This is a genomic window from Nocardia vaccinii NBRC 15922 (assembly GCF_001613305.1).
Lineage (GTDB): Bacteria > Actinomycetota > Actinomycetes > Mycobacteriales > Mycobacteriaceae > Nocardia > Nocardia vaccinii.
Window position 1 is genome coordinate 1 of the sequence record NZ_BDCC01000065.1, and the last position, 23,497, is coordinate 23,497.

Here is a 23,497-nt window from a genome sequence, read left to right on the forward strand (position 1 = left end):
TTAGGGTAGCCGAATCCCGCTTGAATCGTCAGCGTTCCCCAGCAAAATCGCTGTTCAGTACTGGTCCCATCCTTATAGTGCCCTCCCCGGGGCACGTACCTGCGACACCGTTTGCGCAGGTCAACGCGATTCGTTACGTCGCAGGCCCAAATCAGCTCATGCCGCCATGGTTTCGTCGGAGACTCGTCGCTGCCGGTGTCGTGAAGAAATGACTATGCCGCCGGGGACCACAGCGCGTGCGGCAGTCACGATTGTTGCTCTTCTCGAGGGATTACGCGGAAACGCAGATGTGTGGCGTTGCGGCCTTCGAGTCTGCGGATCAACTCCAGTTCGATGTGGTCATGGCCGGTCGGCTCGAACAGCCGCCGTCCGTCACCCAGCAGTACGGGAACGAGGTGCAGTTCGAGTTCATCGAGCTGGCCCGCCGCCAGCAGAGCCCGTGCCGCACCCGCGCCGTGGACCAGCACGGCTCGATCTCCCGCTGCTTCTCGGGCCTCGTCGGCACACGCGTCGACGTCGGTGTAGTACTTCGCGCTGCCCGGCGGCTCGTCGGCCGGGTCGACGACGTGGGTGAGCACGTGGATCGGCACGCCGTCGTGATGGTCGCCGTTCCATCGCTTGGCCAGCTCGAACGTGCGGCGTCCGGATATCACGGCTCCGGTGGACGCGGCCTCGGCGTACACCTGCCCGTTGATCCCCTCGGACATCCGGTCGTCGAGCCAATCGAACAGCCGCCATCCGCCGCGGCCGAGTTCCTGGCCCGGCCGGTCGTCCGGCCCGGTGATGTACCCGTCGACCGACATGGACATGTACAGCCGCACTGGTGTTCTACTCATCTTCGAGCCCCTTTTCCGGCCAATCGGCGGCGGTCATGCCGGCGGTGTGGCCCGCGGGCCACTGGACGAGTTCGATCCGGCGACCGTCCGGGTCGGCGATGAACGTCGTCTTCATGCCGTCATCGCTTTCCTGCCCTGGGACGACCGGCTGGATCCCGTGCCCGGCCAGGACCTCGAGCGCGTCGGCCATCGACTCGACCTGCACGACGAAATGACTCACGTCGGAACCGCGGTCGACCGGATTGCCGTCGTGCACCAGCTCGACGGTGACGAATTCGTCCTCGGGGAGCTTCAGCATGGTCAGATGCCCGATCGGCGTCTCGGGCACGCTGCCGACGACCTCGTAACCGACAGCCGAGTAGAACGTCAGCGACCGCTCGAGATCGGCCACCCGCAATCCGACATGCAACGTTCTCATACCCGTACCTCCATGTGTCCGTTGTGCTGGATATGACCGGCCGTGCCGGTCGAACTCATCGGTGACACGACAACTCCACATCCACGGACATCCGGCTCGTCGCAAGCCCAGCCTTCGGTACATCAAACGGGATTCACTCCCGCATCATGTGTCATGGCAATTGAAGAAGAAGGCCATGTCAGCCGCCGCTCAATCCGGCGTGGAAGCCTTGGAGAACAGGGACAAGAAGCGCAAGTAGACGTACTCCTGTGCGGCATCGGAGCTCAGCCCTCATGGGCTCAGCTCCGATATTTGGTAGTTCACGACGATCGGCGGGCCTGGCGGATTCGCAGCACGATCGCGCCGCCTGCATGCCGGAAGCATCCGGACGGCGCACAATCATCGGTGTTTCCGGATGTTTTGCGCCGCAGTCGATCTCGCGTGTCGACCGCTCCGCACCCGGCCCGTCGAGGCTGGTCTGCGTGTGCGCTTGTTATCACATCGCAGCCCGAACCCATGTCATACCAAGGTATTACGTCGAACGAGAATCCGGCCGATAGCTTCGAATCATCACCTCCGGACCGACGCACCGAGCAGTTCACTCAGCCTCCGGTCGGCATTCAGGACGGCCGAATGTGGCATCTACGACCCAGCTCTCAGGAAGATCTATGACGACACCAGCTTTGGTTCCAGAGTCGTTTCCACGATCAGCGCGGCGCGGCGCCGACGGTGATTACGCCCGTCTGTTGCGCCGGATCTCCGACGCGGGACTGATGGCCCGGCGTCCCCTCTACTACACGGTCCGGCTCAGCCTCGTCGGGATCGCGTTCGCGGCCGGCTGGGCAGCGTTCGTCCTCGTCGGTGACTCGTGGTGGACGCTCATGGTTGCGGCGTTCATGGCCGTGGCGTGCGCTCAGGTCGCCCTGGTCATGCATGATGTCGCGCACCGCCAAGTCTTCCGGCTGCGGCGGCCGACGGAGGTCGTGGGCCGACTCGTCGGCAACGCCGGCATCGGTCTGGCGTACGGCTGGTGGCAGGACAAGCACACCCGGCATCACGCCAACCCGAACCACGAGGAACTCGACCCCGATGTCACACCCGACGTTCTCCTCTGGTCACAACGGCAAGCACGGGCCAGCCGTGGCGTGGCTCATCTCATCGGGAGGGCGCAGGCATTCCTGTTCTTTCCCCTGCTGATGCTGTTGGGCCTGAACCTCCATCTGTCCGGCGTCCGTGCGCTGGCAAGCCGATCGGTCAAGCACCGCGGACTGGAAGGCGCGCTGCTGTTCGGCCACTTCGCCGCCTACCTGGCCGCACTGTTCGCCGTTCTGCCCGCCGACAAAGCGTTCGCGTTCCTCGCTGTCCACCAAGCGCTGTTCGGCCTGTACATGGGCTGCATCTTCGCCCCCAACCACAAGGGCATGCCGACACTGACCGGAGACGACCGCCCCGACTACCTACGCCGACAAGTGCTGACCTCCCGCAACGTGCGAGGCGGCGTGCTGACCGACATCGCCCTCGGCGGACTCAACTATCAGATCGAACACCACCTGTTCCCGAGCATGCCGACACCGAACCTGCGTCACGCCCACCTGATCGTCCGCGACTACTGCGCCGAAATCGGCGTGCCCTACCACGAGACCTGGCTGATCTCCTCATACCGCGAGGTACTGAAGCACCTGCACCACGTCGGCGCACCCCTGCGCACCACCGGCCCACAGCAGAACGCCGGATGAAAGTTCCCGCACCACAACGCGTCTCACGCCTGCAGCCCGTTCAACCCGGCATCCAGCATGTCGGACAATGAGCACCTCCCCGGGGACCGATGGTCACTGGTCGACACCGTTGAGTGGGTCGCGGCCAGTAGCCACCGACGATCTCACCGACAGCGACGTCGGTGTCACTGTCTTTCCAACCCTCGCTGATGATCTCGTACGACAACCGCTGGAGGTGTGCCGGCCCCTCGACCGACTACGCGGCGTTCTCGATGACGTTGGACAACTGCGGCAGGCCCGCTGCTGACCTTCAACCGTCCGCGGGACCATCGCCCTCTACTCGAGGTAATCCCGAAGCAACTGTGAGCGCGACGGGTGACGGAGCTTCGACATCGTCTTCGACTCGATCTGCCGGATCCGCTCCCGGGTGACGCCGTAGACCTTCCCGATATCGTCGAGCGTTCGAGGCTGCCCATCACCCAAGCCGTAACGCAGGCGCATGACGCCAGCTTCACGCTCGCCGAGCGTATCGAGTACCGACCGCAACTGCTCCTGCAGCAGAGTGAACGCCACTTTCTCGACGGCCACGACAGCCTCGGAATCTTCGATGAAATCGCCGAACTGGCTCGCGCCCTCGTCACCGAGCGTCTGATCCAACGAGATCGGCTCCCGTGCGATTAGCCGAACCTCGAGCACCTTCGCCGGGGTGAGACCCAATTCCGCGGCAAGCTCTTGGGGGGTCGCCTCGCGGCCCAGCTGCTGCAGCAGTTCACGCTCTACACGCCCGAGCTTGTTGATGATCTCCACCATGTGCACGGGGATTCGTATGGTGCGGGCCTGGTCGGCCATGGCGCGAGAAATCGCCTGGCGAATCCACCATGTGGCATAGGTCGAGAACTTGAATCCTCTGCTGTAGTCGAACTTTTCCACCGCCCGCACCAGACCCAGATTGCCCTCCTGGATCAGGTCGAGGAAGGCCATACCCAGCCCGGTGTACCGCTTGGCGATCGACACCACCAGCCGCAGGTTCGCCTCGAGCAGATGATCTTTGGCCGCGACGCCATCCTGTACGAGCCAGGTCAAGTCTCGGCGACGTGCGATCGTGAGACCCGCGGCCCCCTCGCATTCGACCTGCAGTTTCTGCACCGCATACAGACCGACTTCGATCCGAACCGCGAGATCGACCTCCTCGGCCGCGGAGAGTAGCGGAACTCGCCCGATCTGCTTCAGATACGCCCGTGTCGAGTCCCCACCGGCGGTGAACTCGGCTTCCTTGCGCGCCCGACGCAGCGCCGGAGACTCGTCCTCATCCCAGATGTCGTCCGCAGCATCATCCTGCTCCGTCAAGGTGCCAGTGGAATCTTGGTCATTTGTTTCGCCTGCGGTCGTTGCCACATTCGCCTCTCCGAGAGATTCGGGCGGCATCGCGATTCGAGAAACAGGACCGCAGAGAGGCCTCGAGCGGCTCGGCAATCACCGGGACCAATAACCAGCGTACTGGTCAACAGACGAAGTGAGGCGACCACAGGCCCCAGCCCATACCCTTCCACTACGCTTCGGAGCGATCTGCCATGTGATCACGTGCGGCGGGCGGTAGGGGCGATTCGGATTCGGGCCGACCCCGTACCGCTGGCTGTCGGGATGGTGGCGCCGCGAGCGGGTCACGTCCGCGCGTTGGGATCGAGGTCCGTCTGCGACAATCCGCGGCCGTACTCTGCTGGACGGACCCCGCTCCTGCCGGTCGCTGCGCGACCGCTGACCGAAACACGATGTGCGGGATCGTCGGAGGTCATGGCATAGTAAGGACCGAGGACGGGCTCCTTACCAGAAATTGCCCGGCTCACTACAGAAAAGAAGTTGTTTACAGCATGACTCAAGGCAGTGTGAAGTGGTTCAACGGTGAAAAGGGCTTCGGTTTCATCGCTCAAGACGGAGGCGGACCGGACGTCTTCGTGCATTACTCGGCCGTGAGCGGCTCGGGTTACAAATCCCTCGATGAGGGTCAGCGTGTCGAGTTCTCCGTGGAGCAGGGCCAGAAGGGCCCCCAAGCAGTGGACGTCCGCGTGATCTGATTCATCCCGAGTTCGTGAAGAGCTTCGCACCCTACCAGGGCGCGAAGCTTTTTTGTTGGCGGCAACAGGCCTGACTCGGGCTTCATGCGACCTGGTCTTCGATGTCGCGCGGGTGAAGTCGGATTGGCTCAGCGAAATCCACACGGGCTCTTTGGCCTGGGGCGTTCGAATCCGTCTTGTCCCCATGACTACAGGCTATGGACCGCTCTCCCGACGCACGAGTTCTTGTTCCAGATGCCTGTCGAACGCACCGGTCATTCCACAACTTGCGCCCAGGCGGCCCGAACCGCAGCCAGCGCAGTCTCAGCCGTAATCACCAGCCGGGTCTGCCCGGCCAGTTGTGTATTCCAGTCGTCTTCGCCCGGTGCGTGATCGAACAATTGCCGGCCCGGGAATCGGTTTGTCGGACCATATCTCCTGTACATTGCTCCCGCAGCGCCATCGATCGCACCGATGCCGCTCAAGGCCCAAAGGTCCCAGAGGTCACGTGATGCACGCCGGTCGTGCCATGTCACTGTCTTCCCTGCAGCAAAGGCCGGCAAAGTGGGAACGAACAGCTCGGCTGGCGGCACGTCGCTGTAACGTTGCTCGAGACCGCGGAGTTCGGTCGGCCACACTGTTCGCTCGCGTGCCGACAGCAACTGCATCTTGACGGACACACCGGACGCGGAGCGAAGGTTGGCGGCCCCCGTGTCCGAGACAGCGCTCAGCGACGGCGCCCATTCCAGCCGACCGTAGCTCCGCGCGACGGATCGTGGCAAAGCTGCGTCGAGTTCGGCGGCGAGTGCCGTTCGGTTGTCCAACGCAACCAGATCGATGTCTTCACTGAGCCTGCCGTTCACCAAATGTGTACGGGCAAGAGCGGTTCCACCGATGAAGTGCAACCGGTCACCGAACCCTCGGCTGATTGCTGCCAGCAGATGGGAGATCAGATGGTCGCGCTCGACCTGGTCCGGGGAGACTCCGAATTGAATTGCGACACTGTCACGTTCGTCGATGCTCATGCTCCGACCCAATTTTCCGCACGTCGAAGCGCCACACCCAGACGTTGATCAGTAGCGAGTTGTGCGAGTCTCTCCGAATCACACCGGCGGTAGAGCGTCTCGATCGCCGAACGAACCTCCGCTTCGGCATTGCCCAATTCCGGGCGCCGGGCAAGATCGAGCACCGTCTGTTCCGGGGTAGAGACCAGCGCCGGCCCCAGTGAGGTTTCGATACGCTCGGCGTCGAGAGCGTCGGTATCTCGGCGGACGAACCGAACCCGTGCCGATCGGTCGGTCAGTGCGATCGGCCGATGCTGACTCGGAACCGCGACAACCGCAGTCGTCAATGCACGAGGTATGGCTCCCAGCAGGCGGGCCGCGCTGATGCCCATGACGACGACCTGATCCGCACCGAAAATCGACGACGCGATACCCGCGGCCGCCGCCTCGAGACCGGGCAGCCAGGTCCGGCCGACATAGTCCGGCGGGACGATGATGTAGTAACCGTGAGCGATGCGGTGCAGCAGGCCCCGATCGGCGAGCCGCGCGACCTCGGGCCGCGGTTGGGCGTAGATGTCGGCCAAGTCCTGGGGCCGCACAGTTCGAAGCGGCGCCCGCCAGAGCTCACTGGGCAGCGATGCACTTCGACGCTCAGCCACCAGCACCGCCTCCCAAAACTATGCATATAGTTGGCTATTACCCAACGAAATGCATACTACCGCACACAACGGCCGCTGCCTTGTCCACCGCCTGGTCTTATCTGCGGCCCATGATAGTCAACGGACATGGCTCCATCGGCAGCGCTCAGACCGGGTACACCTCCACGGTGACCAGGCGTTTTCCGGTTGCCCATGTTTTGTGTGCCCTGCCGGGGGCACGTACCTGCGACAGATATTTTCGCAGCTCAGCGCGTTTTCCCAACACGCACAACACTTCCGCATCCCCGACGCGAAACCGAAACATGCAGGTCGGGCAGTTGCCCTGGTACGACACCCAAGGCAAACACGAAACGTGGGCAACCCTGCCTGTGACCGGCAATCAGGCCCCGCCGGCATGCGAGCATGCATGCCTACCTTTTCCAGAAGTGCGGCAAGCGCTTTCGTCTGCACAGCAGTAACACGCCCCCTCCGCACCACTGATATACCGAACCGCGAGAGACATCGTCAGCCCATCCCACACCACACCGGCATCTCGACCCACAGACGTCCTGAGCGGACCACCGCCCGATCCTGCTCGCACGTCGTGCGGTCGATGCGTTCGATATGTACGCTCGCATCGACAGGCCGTCGGGAGGGCGTGGCGAAGCTCTATTCGTGCTATCCAGCGGGGGACCTTGATCGAACGCCTCAATCATCTCGTCGTCGTGTTGCCGGGGATTCTGGGCCGACACGAAAGTAGCCATGGGACAACACGATAGGGGCCAGGCGCTGTGGTTGTGAGGGCTGCGATCACACGATTCGAGGCAATCGATCCCGAGAATGATACAGAGCAATATGAATACAGAAAATAATGTACCGTTGTCGGTGTGGAGACCTTGCTGCACTACGACGCGCTGGCCCGGTTCGGGCACGCACTGTCGGACCCGACCCGGACCCGGATCCTGTTGAGCTTGCGAGCCGGGCCCGGGTATCCGTCGGATCTGGCCGAGCAGATCGGGGTGTCCCGGCAGATCCTGTCCAATCACCTTGCCTGCCTTCGCGGTTGCGGTCTCGTCGTCGCGGTTCCGGAGGGGCGTCGCAGCCGCTACGAGCTCGCCGACCGGCGTATCGCCGCCGCGCTGGAGGATCTGCTCGGGCTGGTGCCGGCAGTGGATCCGGCGTGCTGCCCGGCCGCGGAGTCCGAGGGATGCTGCTGATGTCGCAGTCGCTGGGTATGCCCGGGATTCCGTCGGCGATAGCGGTCGAGCCGTCGCCGCAGCGGCGGTTGCTGTTGGTGCGCCGGATCCGCTGGTTCGTCGCCGCGACGATCTCCTACAACGTGATCGAGGCGATCATCGCGCTCACCGAGGGTTCGCGGGCGTCCTCGATCGCGTTGATCGGGTTCGGGCTGGACTCGGTGATCGAGGTATCCTCCGCGGCAGCGGTCGCCTGGCAGTTCGCTGGATGTGACCCGGAAAAGCGCGAGAAGATCGCGTTGCGGATCATCGCGTTCTCGTTCTTCGCCCTCGCGCTCTACGTCAGCATCGACGCCATTCGGGGCCTACTCGGCCTCGGCGAGGCACGGCACTCGCCGATCGGAATCGGTTTGGCCGCAGCGAGTCTGGTGATCATGCCGATACTGTCGGCCGCGCAGCGCCGCGCCGGGCACGAACTCGGCTCCGCGACCGCGGTAGCCGATTCCAAGCAGACCTTGATCTGCACCTATCTGTCGGCGGTTCTGCTGGTCGGGTTGCTGCTCAACAGCCTGTTCGGCTGGTCGTGGGCCGACCCGATCGCCGCCCTGGTCATCGCCGTGCTCGCGGTCAAGGAAGGCACCAACGCCTGGCAAGGCGATACCTGCTGTCCTACCCCGACCGCCGCGGGGGCCGTGACCGGCGACAGTGGGCACGACTGCGACTGCTGCGACTGAGCACACGCGCTGCTGCGCCCCGTTCACGGCCGTTCCCCCTGGGAGGTACCCCAGTCGGCCTTGCGGTTGTCAGGTATCGACAATGAGAGCGTGAGCAGCTACGACGCCGTACGCAAGCCCGAAGCACCCGACCTCGGCGACAGGCAGCGGCAGCATTGGCAGTCCACCTACGACGCGAACCCGGAGATGTACGGGCAGGAACCAGCGGAGACCGCGGTGCGGGCCGCCGAGGTTTTCCGGGCCGCCGGCGTGCGCACGGTGCTCGAACTGGGTGCCGGGCACGGTCGTGACGCGCTGTATCTGGCGCGTGCGGGGTTCGAGGTCCATGCCACGGACTTCAGCGAGACGGGCCTGAACCAATTGCGTGCGCGCGCCCGCGCCGACGGTCATGCCGGTGTCACCATCCAGATCCTCGACGTGCGGGAACCCTTGCCGTTGGCCGATGAATCGACGGATGCGGTGTACGCTCACATGCTGTTGTGTATGGCGTTGTCCACCAACCAGATTCGTGTTCTGGTCGAGGAGATCCGGCGGGTGTTGCGGCCCGGCGGTGTCCTGTTCTACACGGTGCGCCACACCGGCGACGCGCACTACGGTGCCGGTATCGACCATGGTGACGACATCTACGAGCACGGCGGGTTCGCGGTGCACTTCTTCTCCCGAGCTCTGGTCGAGGACCTCGCAACCGGCTGGGATCTGCAGCAGATCGGTGAATTCGAGGAAGGCGCGCTGCCGCGCCGCTTGTGGAGTATCACCCAGACTCGCCGCTGAACACACCGAGCGGCTCGGCGGCTGGTGTAGGCGCCGTAGCCGACTCGCAATGACCGCGACGACGCGTAGCTCTACGTCCTCGCCTGCCGTCTTCGGATCGCTCCATGGATCGGATCCGAGGTGGCTCGATACCGGTCAGGCCGGTCGGGCGTCCACGGGTAGTCCGGCGAGTGCCCACTCGAGCATGCCTTGATCCAGGCGTTTGAGCGCGCGACCGGCGGTGCGAGCGATCCGGACGGCGTCGGGTGCCATGACGCAGTAGGCGCCCCGGCAGTACCGATTCACGATGTTCGAGCCGCCGGGACTGAACCGATCACGTCTGCGGCGCGACGATGAATGTCCCGATCATGCCTTTCTGAATGTGGCCCGGCACCGGGCACACATACCGATATTCGCCAGCTGTATCGGCGGTGAAGGTCAGCGTCTGGGCGTGCATCTCGGCCGGCCGGGAGGCACCGAGCGCTGACAGCGCGGCTCCTGCGAAGGCGGGCGTAACCATCATAATCGGCATGGGGGACGACGTCCTGGTAGTGGTGACTACCAGTCCATGCGCCATGTCGCCGTCGGCGTTGATCACCTCCATGGTGACATGCGCGCCGAACGGCACTGTCACCGTGGGATTGTCCATTCCGGCGATCCGGAAATTCTCTGCGGGCATGGACGGACTGGCCAGCACCGCCAGACGCACATCGCGACCGGTGAAGGTGAGCGCATGTCGTCCCTGATCGACTGTGCCGCCGGCAGGGATCTGCGCACCTAGCGCCATGGCGTCGGCATCATCGACGCGCGGTCCCGGTGCATCGCGAAGCCGTGATCCCATGACGGTTCCCGAATCACCACCCATCATCGAGCCGGGACCACCACGCACCATCAACCCGACTCCGAAACCCGTGAGGACGATCGCAGCAATCACTGCTGCCGACACCAGGAGGACAATGCGTGTGCGGTTCATACCGATCCCGTCCGTTCGCTCACCGTGGACTCACTATCTGCGGAAGCATTGCCGTAGTGAAAGGGACCTCCCTACCAGAAGTCCCTGGCAAATGTCCTCGAGTCACGCCGTTCGGTTCCCTGCCCGCTTTCTGATCCCGTCCGCCGTCGGGAAATCGAGTTATGGCCGGCTGACTGCGCGTACCGGAGGCCTGTCGCGGGCGTAGCGGTCGGTGTCCATCATGGCGATCGGGTCGGCGATCATCGGCTCTTCGGCCGGGCGTCGGCGGTCGAGTATGCCCAACGCGCCCGCCGCCAGCGCCCCGATGACGATCAGCCCGGCCCATACCGTCCACTCGACCCCGGCCGTCCGCGCGGCGCCGACCACCGCACCGGTGGCCAGATTGCCGCCCAGGATCCCCACTCCCACCACGGTGTTGTAGAAGCCGTAGTGAGTAGCCACCAGCGTGCCGCCCGATAACGAGACCACGGTGTCCATCTCGAACGGGAACACCGCCGCCGTTCCGATCGCCAACAGTGCCGCCGACACCATCAGCGCCGCAACCGCCCCGGCCGTGCCGAATATCCGCGGACCGGGCACGATCGCCAGCGGCGCGAACGATACCGCCATCGTGCCGACGCCGACGATCAGGCTGCGGCCGCTACCCCAGCGGTTTTTGAACCAGGCGGTGATCCGCAGCTGCCCGGCCACCGCGACGACTCCTGAGATCACGAACACCGCCGAGGTCAGGGCCTGCGCCCGTGCCCGATCAAGGTATTCGGCCTGCAACGGCAGAGCCAGATATACCTGGAAGGACAGCACATACGAGCCGATCATGGCCACCGCGAAGGCAACGAACCGGCGGTTCGCGACCACCGTTCGCCAATCGTGCAGGACCGATGTCTTCACCTTGGATGTTTCGGCACGCCGAGCCGGCAGCGCGAACAGTTGCGCCACCGTCAACGCGGCGAACACCACCGCCGCTGCTCCCGCCGTGATCCGAAAATCCAACGCCATCAACGCGAGCCCGACCAGCGGTCCCGCGAGGATGCCGGCCTGATAGAACATGTTGAACACCGCGAACGCCTCCAGCCGGCGTTCTCCGGCGTCCGCGGCCAGATAGGCACGGACCGCGGGATTGAACAATGCGCCCGCGAAACCCGTTGCCGCCGAAGCGATCAGCACAGCAGGCAACGAGGTCGCGAAGACCAGTAGCCCGAAACCCGCTGTGCGCAGCAGGCATCCGGCCACGATCAGCGGTTTGTAGCCGAGCCGGTCGGCCAGCGTGCCGCCGACCAGGAACATGCCCTGCTGGGAAAAGTTGCGCACGCCCAGCACCAGCCCGACCGCCCACGCCGCCAAACCCAGTGGCCCGGACAGATATCCGGCCAGATACGGCATCAGCATGTAGAAACCGAGGTTGATGCCGAACTGGTTGATCATCAACAGCCGGGCGGGCAGATCGAAGCTGCGGAACTGCGTCACCGCGGTCACGACACCCGCTCCGAGACCGGGTCGGTAGTGGACGGCTCGATGACGGTGGTGCAGCGAGTCCACGAGGTCACCACCCGCTCGGCCGGATGTGTCACGGTGCCCGGCTCCACGGGCGGGCCGGCATCGAGTAGGCCGTGGCGGTGGCAGTAGTCGTCGTTGTAGACGGTGTCGAAGTAGCGGTGTGGCCCGTCGGGAAACACGGTGGCGATGCGGACGTCCGGATCGTTCACCCGCGCCAGCCACCCGGCTACCAGTGCGACCGCACCCACACTCCAGCCGCCCGACGCGTAGTGGGTGGCGGCCAGGGTGCGGCACGCCCACACCGCCTCCGACGGTGCGACCCAATGGATTTCGTCGAAGGCGTCGTAGTCGACGTTGCGCGGGTGGATGCTCGATCCCAGCCCGCGCATCACCCGCGGTCCCGCCGGCTGGCCGAAGATGGTGGAGCCCACCGAGTCGACCCCGATCAGCCTCATCCCGGGGTTGAACCGGCGCAGCACGCGCGCCACACCCGCGGAATGCCCGCCGGTGCCGACCGCGCACACCAGCACATCCACCCGGCCCAACTGACCGGCCAGCTCGAGCGCCAGCGACTCGTACCCGGCAACATTGTCGGGGTTGTTGTACTGATCCGGGCACCACGCGCCCGGCTCGTTGTCCAGCAACTCGGCGACCCGCTCGCGGCGCGCCTGCTGCCAGCCACCGATCGGGTGCGGCTGCGCCACCAGGTCCACCCGCGCACCGAACGCGGCGAGCATCCGCGCCACGATCGGCTCCAGCCCCGGGTCGGTGACCACCGTCACCGGGTGGCCGGAGACCATCCCGGCCAGCGCCAGACCCAATCCCAGCGTGCCGCTTGATGATTCGATGATCCGCGCGCCCGGCGTGAGCTCGCCGCGCTGCTCGGCGCAGCGCACCATGTGCACAGCAGGACGGTCCTTCATGCCTCCCGGATTGAATCCCTCCAGCTTCGCCCAGAACCCGCGACCGCGGGGAGCCAGCGGGGCGCCGATCCACATCACCGGAGTATTGCCGACCAGCGCCTCGGGATGCCGCGCACCGGCGGGGCTGCCACGAGCGCGGCCGGAATCTCGACCGCGGCGTCGAGCACAACCTTGTTCATATTTGTCGCTTCCTGTATCGAACCGCCGAACAGCGGTCAGGGACGTTGAGCAGGGCGGCTGACTCCGGCCGACGGGACGAACAACACCGTCGGCCTGCCGCTGACCTGTCAGCGCCGCGTGATACAGATCCGCGCGAGAATCCCCCGGCCACCCACCACCGGCAGCGCACCGACCGGCGGCCCCCGAACACCGCACCACGACAGGACACCGGCCATTGCACCGAGCAGCCCCGCGGCCACGACCAGGCCGAACAAATGCAGGACGGGAACAGCACCCCGGCCGCTGGGCAATAGCGAGGTCATCGGGCAGTGTCCGGCGTGCGGAACACACGGGCACTCGCAGCTATCGGACGGACCATGCGACAGACCAGCCACCGCAACCGAAACCACCGGACTATTCACCGGGACCGCCTGCGCGTGGGCGTCGGCACCATCAGCAACCACGTCACAAGTGATGGCCACAGCGATGACGAACACCACCGTGACCAACAGAGCCAGAACGGAGTCGCCGCGCCGCAACCGACCGATGGGCGTCATCGCCCACTCACACCGGAGACGATCATCATCAGCCGATCACCGGGTCCTGGCCCGAGATCGGCACCACACCACGCGATCGCGCAGTACGGATCCCGGATGCTCGCCGATCCCAGCCATCGGACACGAACCCCTTTCACCAACCACATTGTCCCCGAGCAGATCTCAGACACCCACAACCACAACAGCAGCGTCGAGGATTGCCGGCACGCCAGGCGAGACTACCTTCCGTCCGCCCGGTTCGCAGCGACGACGCGACCCGCTGCATGAACCACACGACCTTGATCGGACATCGCCGCAGCATTCAACCGTGCCCGGCATCGACCGTCACCTCCGGCACGGTTCCCAGCACCGGCGAACCACGCATCACACCCGTCGTGGCGATGACACCGCGGGAATCGCCGCGCCGACAGCAGCGCTCCCGACAACCCTCACCAGGTGAGCGCGTCGGGTGCGCGGCTCGCGTCGGGCGCCGCCCGGGATGAGTCCACAGCGCCACACATCCGGCGAAACCTGTTGCGCCCGCGGAAGTCCGCTCATGCCGACGCGCGAGCAGGGTCACGATGGAACTATGGCTGCTGAGCGTGATCGAGGCACAGTATTGCCAGAAGTACGTAGAGGAGCCGTCCGATTCGTTCAAGACGATTGCGGGAACCGCGGCGTTGACTGGACGGTATGAGACCCGTTGTCAACGCCATCACTCTCGCGGTCGACGACCTCGACCGCGCTCTGTCCTTCTATCGCGATGGGCTGGGGTTGCCCACACCGGGAATCGTGGGAACCGAGTTCGGCGGTGACGGTGAGCCTGCCGGTGACGTCGTCATGTTCACCCTCGAGAATGGACTTGTTCTGGCTCTGTACTCCCGCACCGATCTGGCGCTCGATGCCGGGGTCGGCCTCGGGCGGATGACCGGCTCTCCGTTCAGTCTCGGTTGGTTCGTCCACAGTCGTGAAGAGGTCGAACAGGTGCTGGCGCAGGCGCAGCGGGCCGGTGGCACGATCGTTCGGCCCGCGCGGGAGCGGCCCTGGCCGATCTACGCTGGATACTTCGCCGATCCCGACGGTTACCTCTGGGAGGTCGTGTACTTCCACGGCTGACCCCTCGGCGCCCCATCGACCCCACCGGCGCAGTAGGCCGACCTCACTCCACCGGCCACGACCTTGTCGCCCCGGTCGAACAGCTGCGAGAAGCGGGGCAATCTGCCGAATCCCAGCGGCCCGGGCAGGCCGCGATGGGACAATCACGGCACACAGCGCGCGGCGCGGACGACGGCCCGGGGGCGGCAACCTCGTGTCCACTGATGCACCGCGAGCGCCGCCGGTGGGCAGGCGGAGAAGATGCGAGGATAGCCATGAAGACAAAGACTGGAAGCCTACTTCTCCTGATCTGGCTGGTAGCCGGTTTCATCGCCTCGGCGCAGCGCCACTACTTCGACAGCGGTCAGATCACTTGCGCCAGCTTCGGGAACATCGCCTTGACAGTTCTCGCGGGCCCGCTCAACTATATGGGCGTCAACCCACACCTGGGCAACTGTGAACTGCCGCAACCAAGCCCGTGACAGGTGACGGCAGCTCAGTGGTCCTCGGCGTCGGTTCGTCGGGGGTCATGCCGCCAACACCGATGCCGGTGGTGGGTTCGCAGCGGCCGGAGACCTTCGGCCCGCCGACGACTGCTACATGTCGTGCTCCCAGCTGCCGCGCGTGTCGACGTCCGCGGCGTCCGCCAGCGCCTCCAGCTCCGCGATCTCCTCGTCGGCGAGCTCGATGCCGTGAGCTCGGACCAACCCGTCGATGTAATCCGCCTTCGTGACCCCGATGATCGGGGTGGTCCCCTTGGCGATGGCCCAGGCGGCGGCGACGTCGGCGGCGGACGCGCCTCGGTCCTCGCCGATCGCCCCCATCTTGTCCGTCAGCGCCTGCAGCCGGGGCAGGATGCCGTTGTACACGGCCGCCCGGCTGCTGCCCTCCGGCAGCGGATGGGCCGGGCTGTACCTGCCGGTCAGCGCCCCTTGCTCGAGGACCATGTAGGAAAAGAACCGCACGTCGTGCTCGCGGCAGTGCTCGAGAATTCCCGCGCGCTCAGAGCTCCGGTACAGGAGACTGTAGTGGTTCTGGACCGCCTCCACACGGAAGCCGGCCTCGCCGAGGATCTGATCGGCAAGAGCGATCTGGTTCATGTTGTGGTTCGAGACGCCGACATGCCTGATCCTGCCGCTCTGCAGTAGCGGAATCAGAAGCGGCGTCCAACGGGCCACGTCGGCAGGGTTGTGGATCCAGTACAGATCCACGTAGTCCGTGCCCATTCGGTCGAGGCTCTGCTCCAGCATGTCCGCGACCGGATCGTCGCCGTCGGCCGCGATTTGCGGGGTGAACTTCGTCGACAGCTGGTACTCGCTGCGGGCGTAGCCCTTCAGCGCCTGAGCCAGGACCGTCTCGGAGTGGCCCATGCCGTACACCACCGCGGTGTCCCACAGGGTGAACCCGGTCGATTGCGCCTTCTCGACGACCTCTCGCAGGCCGGACGCGGTCAGCTGACTGCCGAAATAGCCGTCGCCTGCCTCGCCGCTGTCTCCCCAGGCCCACGTGCCCAGCGCCACCGCCGGCACCGTCAGCGCCTTGCTCGTCATGTCCTACCTCCATTGCGTGTTCTCGAGATCGTGTCGGAACGTTCGATCCCCAGGAGACCGCGATCGCCGCCACCGGAGAAGGTCGCGCTTATAGGGGTATAACCTCAACCCCCCTCGCACTGTGACCAGCGGCTACCGTGAATGACATGGACCAGCAGCCCGGAAACCGCGGCGAAATCCGCGACTTCCTCACCAGTCGGCGCGCCAAAATCACCCCGGCGCGGGCCGGACTGCCGACCAGCGCCCGCCGCCGGGTCGCCGGGCTGCGGCGCGAAGAGGTCGCCGTCCTCGCCGGCGTGAGCACGGAGTGGTACACGCGGCTGGAGAAGGGGCACATCGGCGGCATGTCCGAAGACGTCCTCGACGCGGTCGCTCGCGCCCTGCAACTGGACGACGACGAACGCACCTACCTGTTCGACCTGGCCCGGTCATCGCGGCCCGAGAGTCGCACACCGTCGCGTCGTAGGGACGTCGAGGTCCCGCCCCAGGTCCAGTGGCTGCTGGACTCCATGACGATGTCCTCGGCGTTCGTACGCAACGGCCGCACGGACGTCGTCGCCGGCAACCCCCTGGCCCGAGCCCTGTACGCGCCGATGTTCGACAGCGCCACCATCGACCAGCGCGGCCGCCCCAACATCGCCCGCTACATCTTCCTCGACCTCGGCGCGCATGACTTCTTCGTCGACTGGGATGCCGCCGGTATCGCCACCGCCGCCCTGCTGCGCGCCGAGGCCGGGCGTGAGCCCCGCGACCGGGCACTGCGCGAACTCGTCGGCGAGCTGTGCACCCTCAGCTCCGAGTTCCGCGGCCTATGGGCCGCGCACGACGTCCTGATCCGCCACGACGGCATCAAACGGCTCCAGCACCCCGACGTCGGCCACCTGGAACTGACCTTCCAGTCCCTCGACCTACCCCTGTCCGGCCGAGCCGTGCACAACCTGATCACATACACCGCCGAACCCGGCACCGCATCCGAAGACCGGCTCAAACTCCTCGCCAGCTGGGCAGCTACGCAATCTCGGGCGGCGGAGCCCACCCGCCACTCCCCTGCGCCCGGGCCGCTCTGATCCGTCGCGGTTCGCCGGGAACGTCAACGTGCGCTGCCACGGCGTATGTCACTGCCGACCAGGCCGGACCGTGCGGGGCGATGCGCGAGGGTCACCTTCCGGCGATCTCCCACACGGCAGGCACGCCAGCGGTCGAAACCCCTTGTGCAGCAGCACATCGGCGGCATCCTCGGTGATAATCGTCCTGCGCGCACCGACACCGGTGGAGTCGGCCTGCCCGGCGATATCGGCGTCGCGTGGTCCGAGCAGTCCGACGCCGCGCGGTTCGGACCGAATGAAGGCGCGGATGGTGGATACACCGGCGCGGTCAACGTCCCGGTAGTGGATTCTTGACAAGACCGTCGAGCGCGGAGATCTCGCGGTTGAACCCGTCATCGTTCGCCTGGTCGACGCTGGACATGGTCGCGGCGGCGTCGATGATGCGCTGCGCGTTGGCGGCCAGGTCGTTGATGAACCCGCTCATCTCCTTTTGCAGTTCGGTCGCGTACGCCGCTAATTCCGCGCCGACGGCGAATCCCGGATTATCCTTGGCGGCCGCCAGCGAGGACTCGAAGTAAGAAGCGGTGCGCACCAGGGCCTCGGCCGCGATCACAGCGAGCTCCGCGCCGGTCGATTTCACCGCATCCGGCGCGATATAAAGGTCGTCATCACTCATATCGATCGATAACTTTCCGTGCTGCGATCAATCGGATTACCAGGTCTGGTACGGCGCGACGATCTGCACGTTCTGCTGCCCCTCGTCTTTTGCGATCTCATGTATACGCCCGAACTCGGCGTAATCTGTTGCGCCAAGGGTGTGCTGAGTGTAAACGGCCTGGCCATCGGGGAGGACAGCCGTCACGAGCGCGGTATGGTGTGCTTGCCCGGGTGCCAGATCGCCGTGGGGCTGGGCGTATTCCCAGTAGGCCACATCGCCGGGCCGGACATTATCGTTGGGCCGGACATTATCGCCGGGCCGGATATTGTTGTCCGATACCGTCCTGCCGCCGTTCTCGAGAAAGAAGTTCTTCTGCCGGTCGGCATCGGACCAGGTCCGCGTGTGATCGATGCCCCCGATCAACGGCAGGTGCCCGATCAACGGCAGGCTGATCTCGCCGCCTACAGTTTGCCCCCACCCCTCCGAGTCGTACCGGACCGCGTCCAGCTTCATGAAGCCGAGATCGATGCCGCCGAGCTTGTAGCCCATACCCGCATTGTGCAGAGCGTTGGACACGAAATTCGCACAGTTGTTGGGGAATACGTCGATCGAGGTGTCGTTGTAGTTGTCGAGTGCCCACTGGACCGCGGCGACCGAACTGTAACCACGCCAATTCTGGTCGACCTGTTGTTTCACCGAGTCCGGGATCCCGGCAAGATTGAACAGCTCGACCGGGCAAGCCCGCTCCAGATCCAGCTGTTGCTGCGAGGTCAGCTGACTCCACCAGTAGGCCACCTCGTCCGGAGACGAGCCGACGGGGAGGGTGTCCCGCATCTCCTGTAAGGCGTCGGCGATAGCGATCTGCTGGATGGTTTGGGCCTGCGCCACTGTCGTCTTCGCCGGATCGGCGAAGACGACATGGGACAACGCGGCGAGACAGTCCCGATCGGCGTCCGCTGCGGCCGCGACCGCTGACGCGATCCTTTCGTTCGCGACCATCGCGACGAACATGAGATGTATCGCGTCGGCAGCGGCGACGCCGGCCGGAACACTGACCATCCCGGTCGTCTCGTTCACCGAAAGGCCCTGTGTACGTGCGTTATCGATAACCGCTTCGAGTTCACGCTGCGCTATCGACACCGCATCGTGCAAGGTATCGAGCGGGTCGACGACGGCCCGGGCGAGAATCGAGGCCACCTCGGCCTGACTCGCCACCTGTTTCAGGGTATCGGTGGCGGCACCGAAACCCTTTCCCGCCCAGTTCTTGTCCAGTGGTCGCACGCCGTTGTCATGGATGTCGTCCATGATCCGCTCACACTGTTTGGCGGCCGATAACAGATCGTTCGCCGCAGTCGTCCACGAAGCAGGCTTCGCTGCACGCAATTCCGAGAAGTTCACCACGAGTAGTAATCCCGTTCCCACCCAGCCCCTACCGAAGCGGCAGCGGCCTCCGTCGACTCAGCGACGGGATGTCGCAATGAGCCATATGTAAACGATAGATAGCAAAGCACGCGATTACCGGTGTCGTACCCGACAGATCGAGTACTGTTTGCGACATGGAGGCTGCGGTACTCGTCATCGATGGTGTGGCCGATTTCGGATTCGCGGCGGTACTGGAGACCTTCAACATGGCCAATGCCCTGTTGCCCGAGCTGCAATCCCCACCCGCGCCCTGGCACGTGCGCACCGCGTCGCTCGGCAGCAGCGTCCGGTCCGCGCACGGCCACCTCGTGCCGACCACACCATTGCACGATCTATCCGGTGAGATCGATGTGATGATCGTCCCCGCGATCGGCATCCCCGACGCCGAAGGATTGGTCGATCTGGTTTCCGCGCCCGCGAACCGTCCACTGCTGGAACGAATTTCCGAAGCCCAGCAGCACGGAACCCACCTGGCCGCAGCCTGCACCGGAACGTTCTTCCTGGCCGAGGCGGGAGTGCTGGATGGTCTTGCCGCGACCACCAGCTGGTGGCTCGGCCCCTCCTTCCGCCGCAGGTATCCCGAAGTCGATGTCCACGAAAGCCGCACCTTGTGCCACGCGAAGGGGGTGACCACCGCCGGAGCATCCCTGTCACACCTGGATCTCGCACTGTCACTGATCAGTTCGGTCAGTCCGGCGCTGGCCGAGATCGTCGCCAGGTACCTGGCGATCGCCGATCGAGGACCACAGATCGAATACTCGATTCCGGAGGTCGTCGCCCGCGGCAACCCGCTCGTCGCGTCGTTCGAACGATGGGTACGCGAGCGCGTCGCCGATCAGTTCGCGATCACCGACGCCGCCAAGGCGCTGGGTATCACGACGCGCAGTCTGCAGCGGGCGACCCAGGCCGAGCTGGGCATGTCACCAAGGGATTTTGTCGACGAGATCCGCCTCGAGCGAGCCACCAGGCTGCTGCGAACGACCACCCTGCCGGTGGACGCTATCGCCGCGAAGGTCGGTTATCTCCACGCCGGAACATTGCGGGCACTGTTCCGGCGACGCCGCGGCAGGACCATAGCCGAGGTACGCGGGCCGGACGCTGTCCGGCGGCCCGCACCGGGGCGGGATCAGCCGACATGCACCGAAGCGGGACAGTGGAACTCGCGATAGCGAGGACTGCCCGCACGGTAAGAATGCAATTGGCCACCTCGTGAGTGACACCGGCCCTTTTCGGTAACCATCCCGGAGGCTGTGAGGCGGGCGAGGCATATCGGCGAGCTGGTGAAAACGGTCCGGGACCGACGGAGCCGTAGCGGCGCCTCACGGGGCTGTCACTCAATTGATATGTGCCCCAAGGGATCTGGTGTGGTAGCCACCTCACGCAGGCCATAGGATGAGTGGCGCAACGGTTCGAGTAACAACGATACCCGAGAGGGGGCAGGTCCAGTGGGCGAGGAGCAGGCGCCGGACCTCGACATCTCGCGGGCACACGGTGCCCGTATCTACGATTACATCCTGGGCGGCAAGGACAACTACGCGGCCGATCGCGCGGCCGGTGACGAATCATTGAAAGTCTGGCCCGCACTGCGCATCCACATGCAGGCCAATCGCGCCTTCATGCACCGGGTCGCGCGTTTCCTGGCCGCCGAACGCGGTATCCGCCAATTCCTGGACATCGGCACCGGTATCCCCACCCAGCCCAACTTGCACGAAGTCGCCCAGGCCGTCGCACCCGATGCCCGCATCGTCTACGTCGACAACGATCCCGTCGTGCTCGTCCACGCCAGGGCATTGATGACCAGCACTGATGAAGGCCGCACCGCCTACATCGATGCCGATATGCGCGAACCGGAGGCGATCCTCACCGCCCCGCAACTGCGCGACACACTGAACCTGAACGAACCGATCGGGCTGCTGCTGATCGCGATGCTGCATTTCATCGAGGACGACGACGAAGCCTTGCGCGTCGCCCGCCACGTGATCGATGTGCTGCCCTCGGGAAGCTACTTCGCCGCGACGATCGCCACCGACGATTTCGCTCCCGAGCCCCTGGCCAAGGTCCGCGACCTGTACCACTCCCATGGTGAATTCCTGAAATGGCGCACCAAAGCCCAAGCAGAGCAATTCTTCGACGGACTCGAACTGGAGGAACCGGGCTTGGTGCAGATGCACAAATGGCGACCCGATCAGGTTCGGTTCGGTTCGATCGCCGATGCCGACATCGCGATGTACGGAGCGGTCGGGCGTAAACGCTGACCGCACAAGGGATTACCAGCGGTCGCTGGGTTTCGACACCGGTTCGCGCGCCCGCCGTAGCCGTTTCTGCGTGCCCATTTGCGCATCACCGCGTCGGCGGGCGCCGACTGTGCGTAGACGGCCGAACAGCAGTAGCTTGGCCGCGACCGGCGCGGCGACGGCGGGAAGCGACCATCGCCAGTGCGCCACCGCATAGCCCATCGCGCCGAGGTGCACGACCAGCAGCACCCCGAGCACGGCCGAGAGCGCGAGGGACATTCGGCGCCGGGTGAACGGAGCCCGGTGCGGTGACCTCATAACGGCTGCGTCGATGAGTCGGTGCCCGCGCCTTCGGCCGCGATCCAGTCGATGGGCGATCCGCCGCGTCCGAAGCGTTCGAGATCGCGGGTGACGATCTCGCGGATGCGGTGCGACGCCGCCTCGTCGGCGGCCCGGATCGATACGATCAACGCGCCCGGTTCCACGCGCAGCACGCACGTTCCCCACGAGCCGAAGGTGACGGTGGCCCGGTCGCCGGACTGCTCGACCCGGAGCATGAGGTCACCGGTCGAGTCGGGCTCGGTGCCGTGCGACCACGCGCGATGCCCGTCGTCTCGTGCGCGGAGGCGGCGTGCGCGGGGGGAAGCCATGGCGGTGGCGTGTTTGGCGAATTGCCGCAGGTAGCGTTCGGGTCGATCGGTGCGGATGCGGGTGTGCAGGGTAGGCATCGGTAGTCACTCCCTGGTGGCGGTGCACAGCCAGGCGGGGATTCCGGCCGGCTCGGGAAGGATTTCCAGGCGAGCCGGTTCGATCGCGTCGATGCGCCAGCCGCCGACGAAAGTGGACTCGATCTCGGCGCGGGTCAGCCGGTGCGGGCCCCAGCCGCCGGACTGCTGATCGGAGAACCCGAGCATCACATACCGGCCCCCCGGCCGCAGGACCGCGGCCACACTGCCGGCGTAGGTGGTGCGCGCCTCGGGCGCGATGACGTGAAACAGGCCGCAGTCGAGCACGGTGTCGAACGTTTCGCCGAGTTCGGGCAGGCGCAGCGCGTCATGGCGGTGGAACCGGACATTCAGGCCGCGCTCGCGGGCCTTGCGCTCGGCGACCTCGATCGCTTGCTGCGATTGGTCCACCCCGACAGCAGCACATCCGAGCGAAGCGGCCAGCAGCGCGTGTTCGCCAGTGCCGCAACCAATGTCGAGCACCCGGCCGGCAATGTGCCCGGCCTCGGCGAGAGCAGCGAACACCGGCTGCGGACGGCCGATATCCCACGGCGGCCGGGTGGTGTACAGGTCGTCCGGCCCGGTCGGTGGCCGATAGCCCGGGTAGAGGGTCCGCGCAGGACCGGAATGCAGCGGATGAGAGGGAGTGGACACGGCGCCTCCTGGCAGGGTTGGTCCGAATGTCTCCGAGTGGGACACCGCGAATTTATCGAGACATACTGTCTCTAGTCAAGACCAAATGTCCTAACATGGGCATTGTGTATAGTCTTCGCGTGCCGAAGTTGTGGGACGAGACGATCGAGGCGCACCGGGGACAGGTGCGCGATGCGATCCTGGACGCGGCGGCATCGCTGGCGTTCGAGCAGGGGTTTCGGGCGGTCACCATGGCCCGGATCGCCGAACGCGCCGGGATCGGGCGCGCCACGTTGTACAAGTACTTCCCGGACGTGGAAGCCATTCTGCGCACCTGGCACGCACGTCAGATCGATGCCCACATCACCGAACTCACCCACGTCCGCGACGGCGCCGGTACCGCGAGCCGGCGGCTGAACGCAGTGTTGTCGGCCTACGCCCACATCGTCCGGCAGACCGGCGGCCACGACCGGGACCTGGTCGCGTTCCTGCACCCCGACGAGCACATCGCCCACGCCCGGACCCGACTGCGCGAACTGATCCGCGACCTGATCGAACAGGGGGCCGCGGCCGGTGAGATACGCACCGATGTCACCCCCGCGGAACTGGCCGTCTACTGCCTGCACGCACTGTCGGCCGCTGCGGAACTGCACTCCGGCACCGAGTTGACCGGGCTGGTCGCGGTCACCACCGCAGGACTGCAACCTCCCGGGTGATCACCGGCCCCG

25 protein-coding genes and 2 pseudogenes are annotated in these 23,497 nt (G+C 65.4%); 11 read left to right on the forward strand and 16 right to left on the reverse strand.

Going from position 1 to position 23,497, the window contains the following annotated elements; genetic code table 11:
* Positions 1-245 precede the first annotated feature (245 nt).
* The gene (locus tag NV1_RS33735; RefSeq protein ID WP_067900971.1) at positions 246-836 is read right to left on the reverse strand and encodes a dihydrofolate reductase family protein; all 591 of its coding nucleotides are present in this window, start codon (positions 834-836) and stop codon (positions 246-248) included.
* On the reverse strand, positions 829-1,254 hold the full coding sequence (locus NV1_RS33740; protein ID WP_067900974.1) for a VOC family protein: 426 nt from the start codon (positions 1,252-1,254) through the stop codon (positions 829-831). The genes NV1_RS33735 and NV1_RS33740 overlap by 8 nt, the downstream gene beginning before the upstream one ends.
* Before the next feature lie 647 nt (positions 1,255-1,901).
* Between NV1_RS33740 and NV1_RS33745 the strand changes: the two genes are divergently transcribed.
* Positions 1,902-2,969, forward strand: coding sequence for a fatty acid desaturase family protein (locus NV1_RS33745; RefSeq protein ID WP_067900975.1), 1,068 nt, complete (start codon positions 1,902-1,904; stop codon positions 2,967-2,969).
* Between the two features lie 315 nt (positions 2,970-3,284).
* Here NV1_RS33745 and NV1_RS33750 read toward each other — a convergent pair.
* A pseudogene (locus NV1_RS33750) lies at positions 3,285-4,352 on the reverse strand (RNA polymerase sigma factor); the annotation flags it as partial.
* Between the two features lie 464 nt (positions 4,353-4,816).
* Here NV1_RS33750 and NV1_RS33755 point away from each other — a divergent pair.
* Positions 4,817-5,020: a cold-shock protein gene (locus NV1_RS33755; protein ID WP_067683722.1), complete on the forward strand. Its 204-nt coding sequence runs from the start codon at positions 4,817-4,819 to the stop codon at positions 5,018-5,020.
* Between the two features lie 254 nt (positions 5,021-5,274).
* Here the strand turns inward: NV1_RS33755 and NV1_RS33760 are convergent, their stop codons facing one another.
* Both NV1_RS33760 and NV1_RS33765 read right to left on the reverse strand, forming a co-directional pair.
* Positions 5,275-6,024, reverse strand: a complete 750-nt coding sequence (locus tag NV1_RS33760) for a nucleotidyl transferase AbiEii/AbiGii toxin family protein (protein WP_067900977.1) — start codon at positions 6,022-6,024, stop codon at positions 5,275-5,277.
* On the reverse strand, positions 6,021-6,662 hold the full coding sequence (locus NV1_RS33765; protein ID WP_067901171.1) for a type IV toxin-antitoxin system AbiEi family antitoxin domain-containing protein: 642 nt from the start codon (positions 6,660-6,662) through the stop codon (positions 6,021-6,023). Before NV1_RS33765 ends, NV1_RS33760 begins: the two co-directional genes overlap by 4 nt.
* A gap of 866 nt (positions 6,663-7,528) precedes the next feature.
* On the opposite strand from NV1_RS33765, the gene NV1_RS33770 reads away from it, so the two are divergent.
* The 3 genes from NV1_RS33770 to NV1_RS33780 all read left to right on the forward strand — a co-directional run bounded on the left by NV1_RS33770 (position 7,529) and on the right by NV1_RS33780 (position 9,342).
* The gene (locus tag NV1_RS33770) at positions 7,529-7,858 is read left to right on the forward strand and encodes an ArsR/SmtB family transcription factor (RefSeq protein WP_067900980.1); all 330 of its coding nucleotides are present in this window, start codon (positions 7,529-7,531) and stop codon (positions 7,856-7,858) included.
* The gene (locus NV1_RS33775) at positions 7,858-8,571 is read left to right on the forward strand and encodes a cation efflux transmembrane domain-containing protein (RefSeq protein WP_067901175.1); all 714 of its coding nucleotides are present in this window, start codon (positions 7,858-7,860) and stop codon (positions 8,569-8,571) included. The genes NV1_RS33770 and NV1_RS33775 overlap by 1 nt, the downstream gene beginning before the upstream one ends.
* 90 nt (positions 8,572-8,661) lie before the next feature.
* The gene (locus NV1_RS33780; RefSeq protein WP_067900982.1) at positions 8,662-9,342 is read left to right on the forward strand and encodes a class I SAM-dependent methyltransferase; all 681 of its coding nucleotides are present in this window, start codon (positions 8,662-8,664) and stop codon (positions 9,340-9,342) included.
* A 135-nt stretch (positions 9,343-9,477) separates the two neighbouring features.
* Here NV1_RS33780 and NV1_RS42735 read toward each other — a convergent pair.
* The 5 genes and pseudogenes from NV1_RS42735 to lpqS all read right to left on the reverse strand — a co-directional run.
* Positions 9,478-9,621, reverse strand: a pseudogene (locus tag NV1_RS42735) (ArsR family transcriptional regulator); the annotation flags it as partial.
* A gap of 34 nt (positions 9,622-9,655) precedes the next feature.
* The gene (locus NV1_RS33785) at positions 9,656-10,294 is read right to left on the reverse strand and encodes a sulfocyanin-like copper-binding protein (RefSeq protein WP_067900985.1); all 639 of its coding nucleotides are present in this window, start codon (positions 10,292-10,294) and stop codon (positions 9,656-9,658) included.
* Between the two features lie 159 nt (positions 10,295-10,453).
* Positions 10,454-11,767, reverse strand: coding sequence for an MFS transporter (locus NV1_RS33790; RefSeq protein ID WP_174557515.1), 1,314 nt, complete (start codon positions 11,765-11,767; stop codon positions 10,454-10,456).
* The gene (locus tag NV1_RS33795) at positions 11,764-12,786 is read right to left on the reverse strand and encodes a PLP-dependent cysteine synthase family protein (protein ID WP_245714070.1); all 1,023 of its coding nucleotides are present in this window, start codon (positions 12,784-12,786) and stop codon (positions 11,764-11,766) included. Before NV1_RS33795 ends, NV1_RS33790 begins: the two co-directional genes overlap by 4 nt.
* 212 nt (positions 12,787-12,998) lie before the next feature.
* Positions 12,999-13,427, reverse strand: a complete 429-nt coding sequence (gene lpqS / locus NV1_RS47290) for a putative copper homeostasis (lipo)protein LpqS (RefSeq protein WP_067900987.1) — start codon at positions 13,425-13,427, stop codon at positions 12,999-13,001.
* Between the two features lie 672 nt (positions 13,428-14,099).
* Between lpqS and NV1_RS33805 the strand changes: the two genes are divergently transcribed.
* Together NV1_RS33805 and NV1_RS33810 are read left to right on the forward strand one after the other, a co-directional pair.
* A complete protein-coding gene (locus NV1_RS33805; protein WP_067900990.1) occupies positions 14,100-14,522 on the forward strand; it encodes a VOC family protein in 423 nt (140 codons plus the stop codon).
* A gap of 254 nt (positions 14,523-14,776) precedes the next feature.
* Positions 14,777-14,983: a hypothetical protein gene (locus NV1_RS33810; RefSeq protein ID WP_067900992.1), complete on the forward strand. Its 207-nt coding sequence runs from the start codon at positions 14,777-14,779 to the stop codon at positions 14,981-14,983.
* Between the two features lie 114 nt (positions 14,984-15,097).
* On the opposite strand, the gene NV1_RS33815 is transcribed toward NV1_RS33810, so the two are convergent.
* Positions 15,098-16,051, reverse strand: a complete 954-nt coding sequence (locus NV1_RS33815; protein WP_067900995.1) for an aldo/keto reductase — start codon at positions 16,049-16,051, stop codon at positions 15,098-15,100.
* Between the two features lie 146 nt (positions 16,052-16,197).
* On the opposite strand from NV1_RS33815, the gene NV1_RS33820 reads away from it, so the two are divergent.
* Entirely contained in the window at positions 16,198-17,118 is a 921-nt protein-coding gene (locus tag NV1_RS33820; RefSeq protein ID WP_067900998.1) for a helix-turn-helix transcriptional regulator, read from the forward strand.
* Between the two features lie 307 nt (positions 17,119-17,425).
* Here NV1_RS33820 and NV1_RS33830 read toward each other — a convergent pair whose 3' ends face one another.
* Complete coding sequence (locus NV1_RS33830) at positions 17,426-17,773, reverse strand: hypothetical protein (protein ID WP_067901003.1); 348 nt, start codon at positions 17,771-17,773, stop codon at positions 17,426-17,428.
* Positions 17,774-17,809: 36 nt separating this feature from the next.
* A complete protein-coding gene (locus tag NV1_RS33835) occupies positions 17,810-19,060 on the reverse strand; it encodes an amidase domain-containing protein (RefSeq protein ID WP_157117538.1) in 1,251 nt (416 codons plus the stop codon).
* Between the two features lie 251 nt (positions 19,061-19,311).
* On the opposite strand from NV1_RS33835, the gene NV1_RS33840 reads away from it, so the two are divergent.
* A complete protein-coding gene (locus NV1_RS33840) occupies positions 19,312-20,346 on the forward strand; it encodes a GlxA family transcriptional regulator (protein WP_067901008.1) in 1,035 nt (344 codons plus the stop codon).
* Positions 20,347-20,622: 276 nt separating this feature from the next.
* Positions 20,623-21,432 (forward strand): SAM-dependent methyltransferase, encoded by an 810-nt coding sequence (locus tag NV1_RS33845; RefSeq protein WP_067901011.1) that lies wholly within the window; start codon positions 20,623-20,625, stop codon positions 21,430-21,432.
* 12 nt (positions 21,433-21,444) lie between these two features.
* Here NV1_RS33845 and NV1_RS33850 read toward each other — a convergent pair whose 3' ends face one another.
* The 3 genes from NV1_RS33850 to NV1_RS33860 are packed head-to-tail and all read right to left on the reverse strand — an operon-like array spanning position 21,445 to position 22,790.
* Positions 21,445-21,690 carry a hypothetical protein gene (locus NV1_RS33850; RefSeq protein WP_157117539.1) on the reverse strand — a complete coding sequence of 82 codons (246 nt, stop codon included), beginning with the start codon at positions 21,688-21,690 and terminating at the stop codon, positions 21,445-21,447.
* A gap of 35 nt (positions 21,691-21,725) precedes the next feature.
* On the reverse strand, positions 21,726-22,139 hold the full coding sequence (locus NV1_RS33855; RefSeq protein WP_067901016.1) for a DUF2218 domain-containing protein: 414 nt from the start codon (positions 22,137-22,139) through the stop codon (positions 21,726-21,728).
* A 6-nt stretch (positions 22,140-22,145) separates the two neighbouring features.
* Positions 22,146-22,790: a class I SAM-dependent methyltransferase gene (locus NV1_RS33860; RefSeq protein WP_245714071.1), complete on the reverse strand. Its 645-nt coding sequence runs from the start codon at positions 22,788-22,790 to the stop codon at positions 22,146-22,148.
* Between the two features lie 119 nt (positions 22,791-22,909).
* Between NV1_RS33860 and NV1_RS33865 the strand changes: the two genes are divergently transcribed.
* Positions 22,910-23,485 carry a TetR/AcrR family transcriptional regulator gene (locus tag NV1_RS33865; RefSeq protein WP_067901019.1) on the forward strand — a complete coding sequence of 192 codons (576 nt, stop codon included), beginning with the start codon at positions 22,910-22,912 and terminating at the stop codon, positions 23,483-23,485.
* Positions 23,486-23,497: the final 12 nt, after the last annotated feature.

Coding starts and splice junctions, on each gene's coding strand:
- NV1_RS33735 (WP_067900971.1), bottom strand. CDS start 836: ATGAGTAGAACACCAGTGCGGCTGTACATGTCCATGTCGGTCGACGGG.
- NV1_RS33740 (WP_067900974.1), bottom strand. CDS start 1,254: ATGAGAACGTTGCATGTCGGATTGCGGGTGGCCGATCTCGAGCGGTCG.
- NV1_RS33745 (WP_067900975.1), top strand. CDS start 1,902: ATGACGACACCAGCTTTGGTTCCAGAGTCGTTTCCACGATCAGCGCGG.
- NV1_RS33755 (WP_067683722.1), top strand. CDS start 4,817: ATGACTCAAGGCAGTGTGAAGTGGTTCAACGGTGAAAAGGGCTTCGGT.
- NV1_RS33760 (WP_067900977.1), bottom strand. CDS start 6,024: ATGAGCATCGACGAACGTGACAGTGTCGCAATTCAATTCGGAGTCTCC.
- NV1_RS33775 (WP_067901175.1), top strand. CDS start 7,858: ATGTCGCAGTCGCTGGGTATGCCCGGGATTCCGTCGGCGATAGCGGTC.
- NV1_RS33785 (WP_067900985.1), bottom strand. CDS start 10,294: ATGAACCGCACACGCATTGTCCTCCTGGTGTCGGCAGCAGTGATTGCT.
- NV1_RS33795 (WP_245714070.1), bottom strand. CDS start 12,786: ATGTGGATCGGCGCCCCGCTGGCTCCCCGCGGTCGCGGGTTCTGGGCG.
- lpqS (WP_067900987.1), bottom strand. CDS start 13,427: ATGACGCCCATCGGTCGGTTGCGGCGCGGCGACTCCGTTCTGGCTCTG.
- NV1_RS33805 (WP_067900990.1), top strand. CDS start 14,100: ATGAGACCCGTTGTCAACGCCATCACTCTCGCGGTCGACGACCTCGAC.
- NV1_RS33810 (WP_067900992.1), top strand. CDS start 14,777: ATGAAGACAAAGACTGGAAGCCTACTTCTCCTGATCTGGCTGGTAGCC.
- NV1_RS33815 (WP_067900995.1), bottom strand. CDS start 16,051: ATGACGAGCAAGGCGCTGACGGTGCCGGCGGTGGCGCTGGGCACGTGG.
- NV1_RS33820 (WP_067900998.1), top strand. CDS start 16,198: ATGGACCAGCAGCCCGGAAACCGCGGCGAAATCCGCGACTTCCTCACC.
- NV1_RS33830 (WP_067901003.1), bottom strand. CDS start 17,773: ATGAGTGATGACGACCTTTATATCGCGCCGGATGCGGTGAAATCGACC.
- NV1_RS33835 (WP_157117538.1), bottom strand. CDS start 19,060: ATGGACGACATCCATGACAACGGCGTGCGACCACTGGACAAGAACTGG.
- NV1_RS33840 (WP_067901008.1), top strand. CDS start 19,312: ATGGAGGCTGCGGTACTCGTCATCGATGGTGTGGCCGATTTCGGATTC.
- NV1_RS33850 (WP_157117539.1), bottom strand. CDS start 21,690: ATGTCCCTCGCGCTCTCGGCCGTGCTCGGGGTGCTGCTGGTCGTGCAC.
- NV1_RS33855 (WP_067901016.1), bottom strand. CDS start 22,139: ATGCCTACCCTGCACACCCGCATCCGCACCGATCGACCCGAACGCTAC.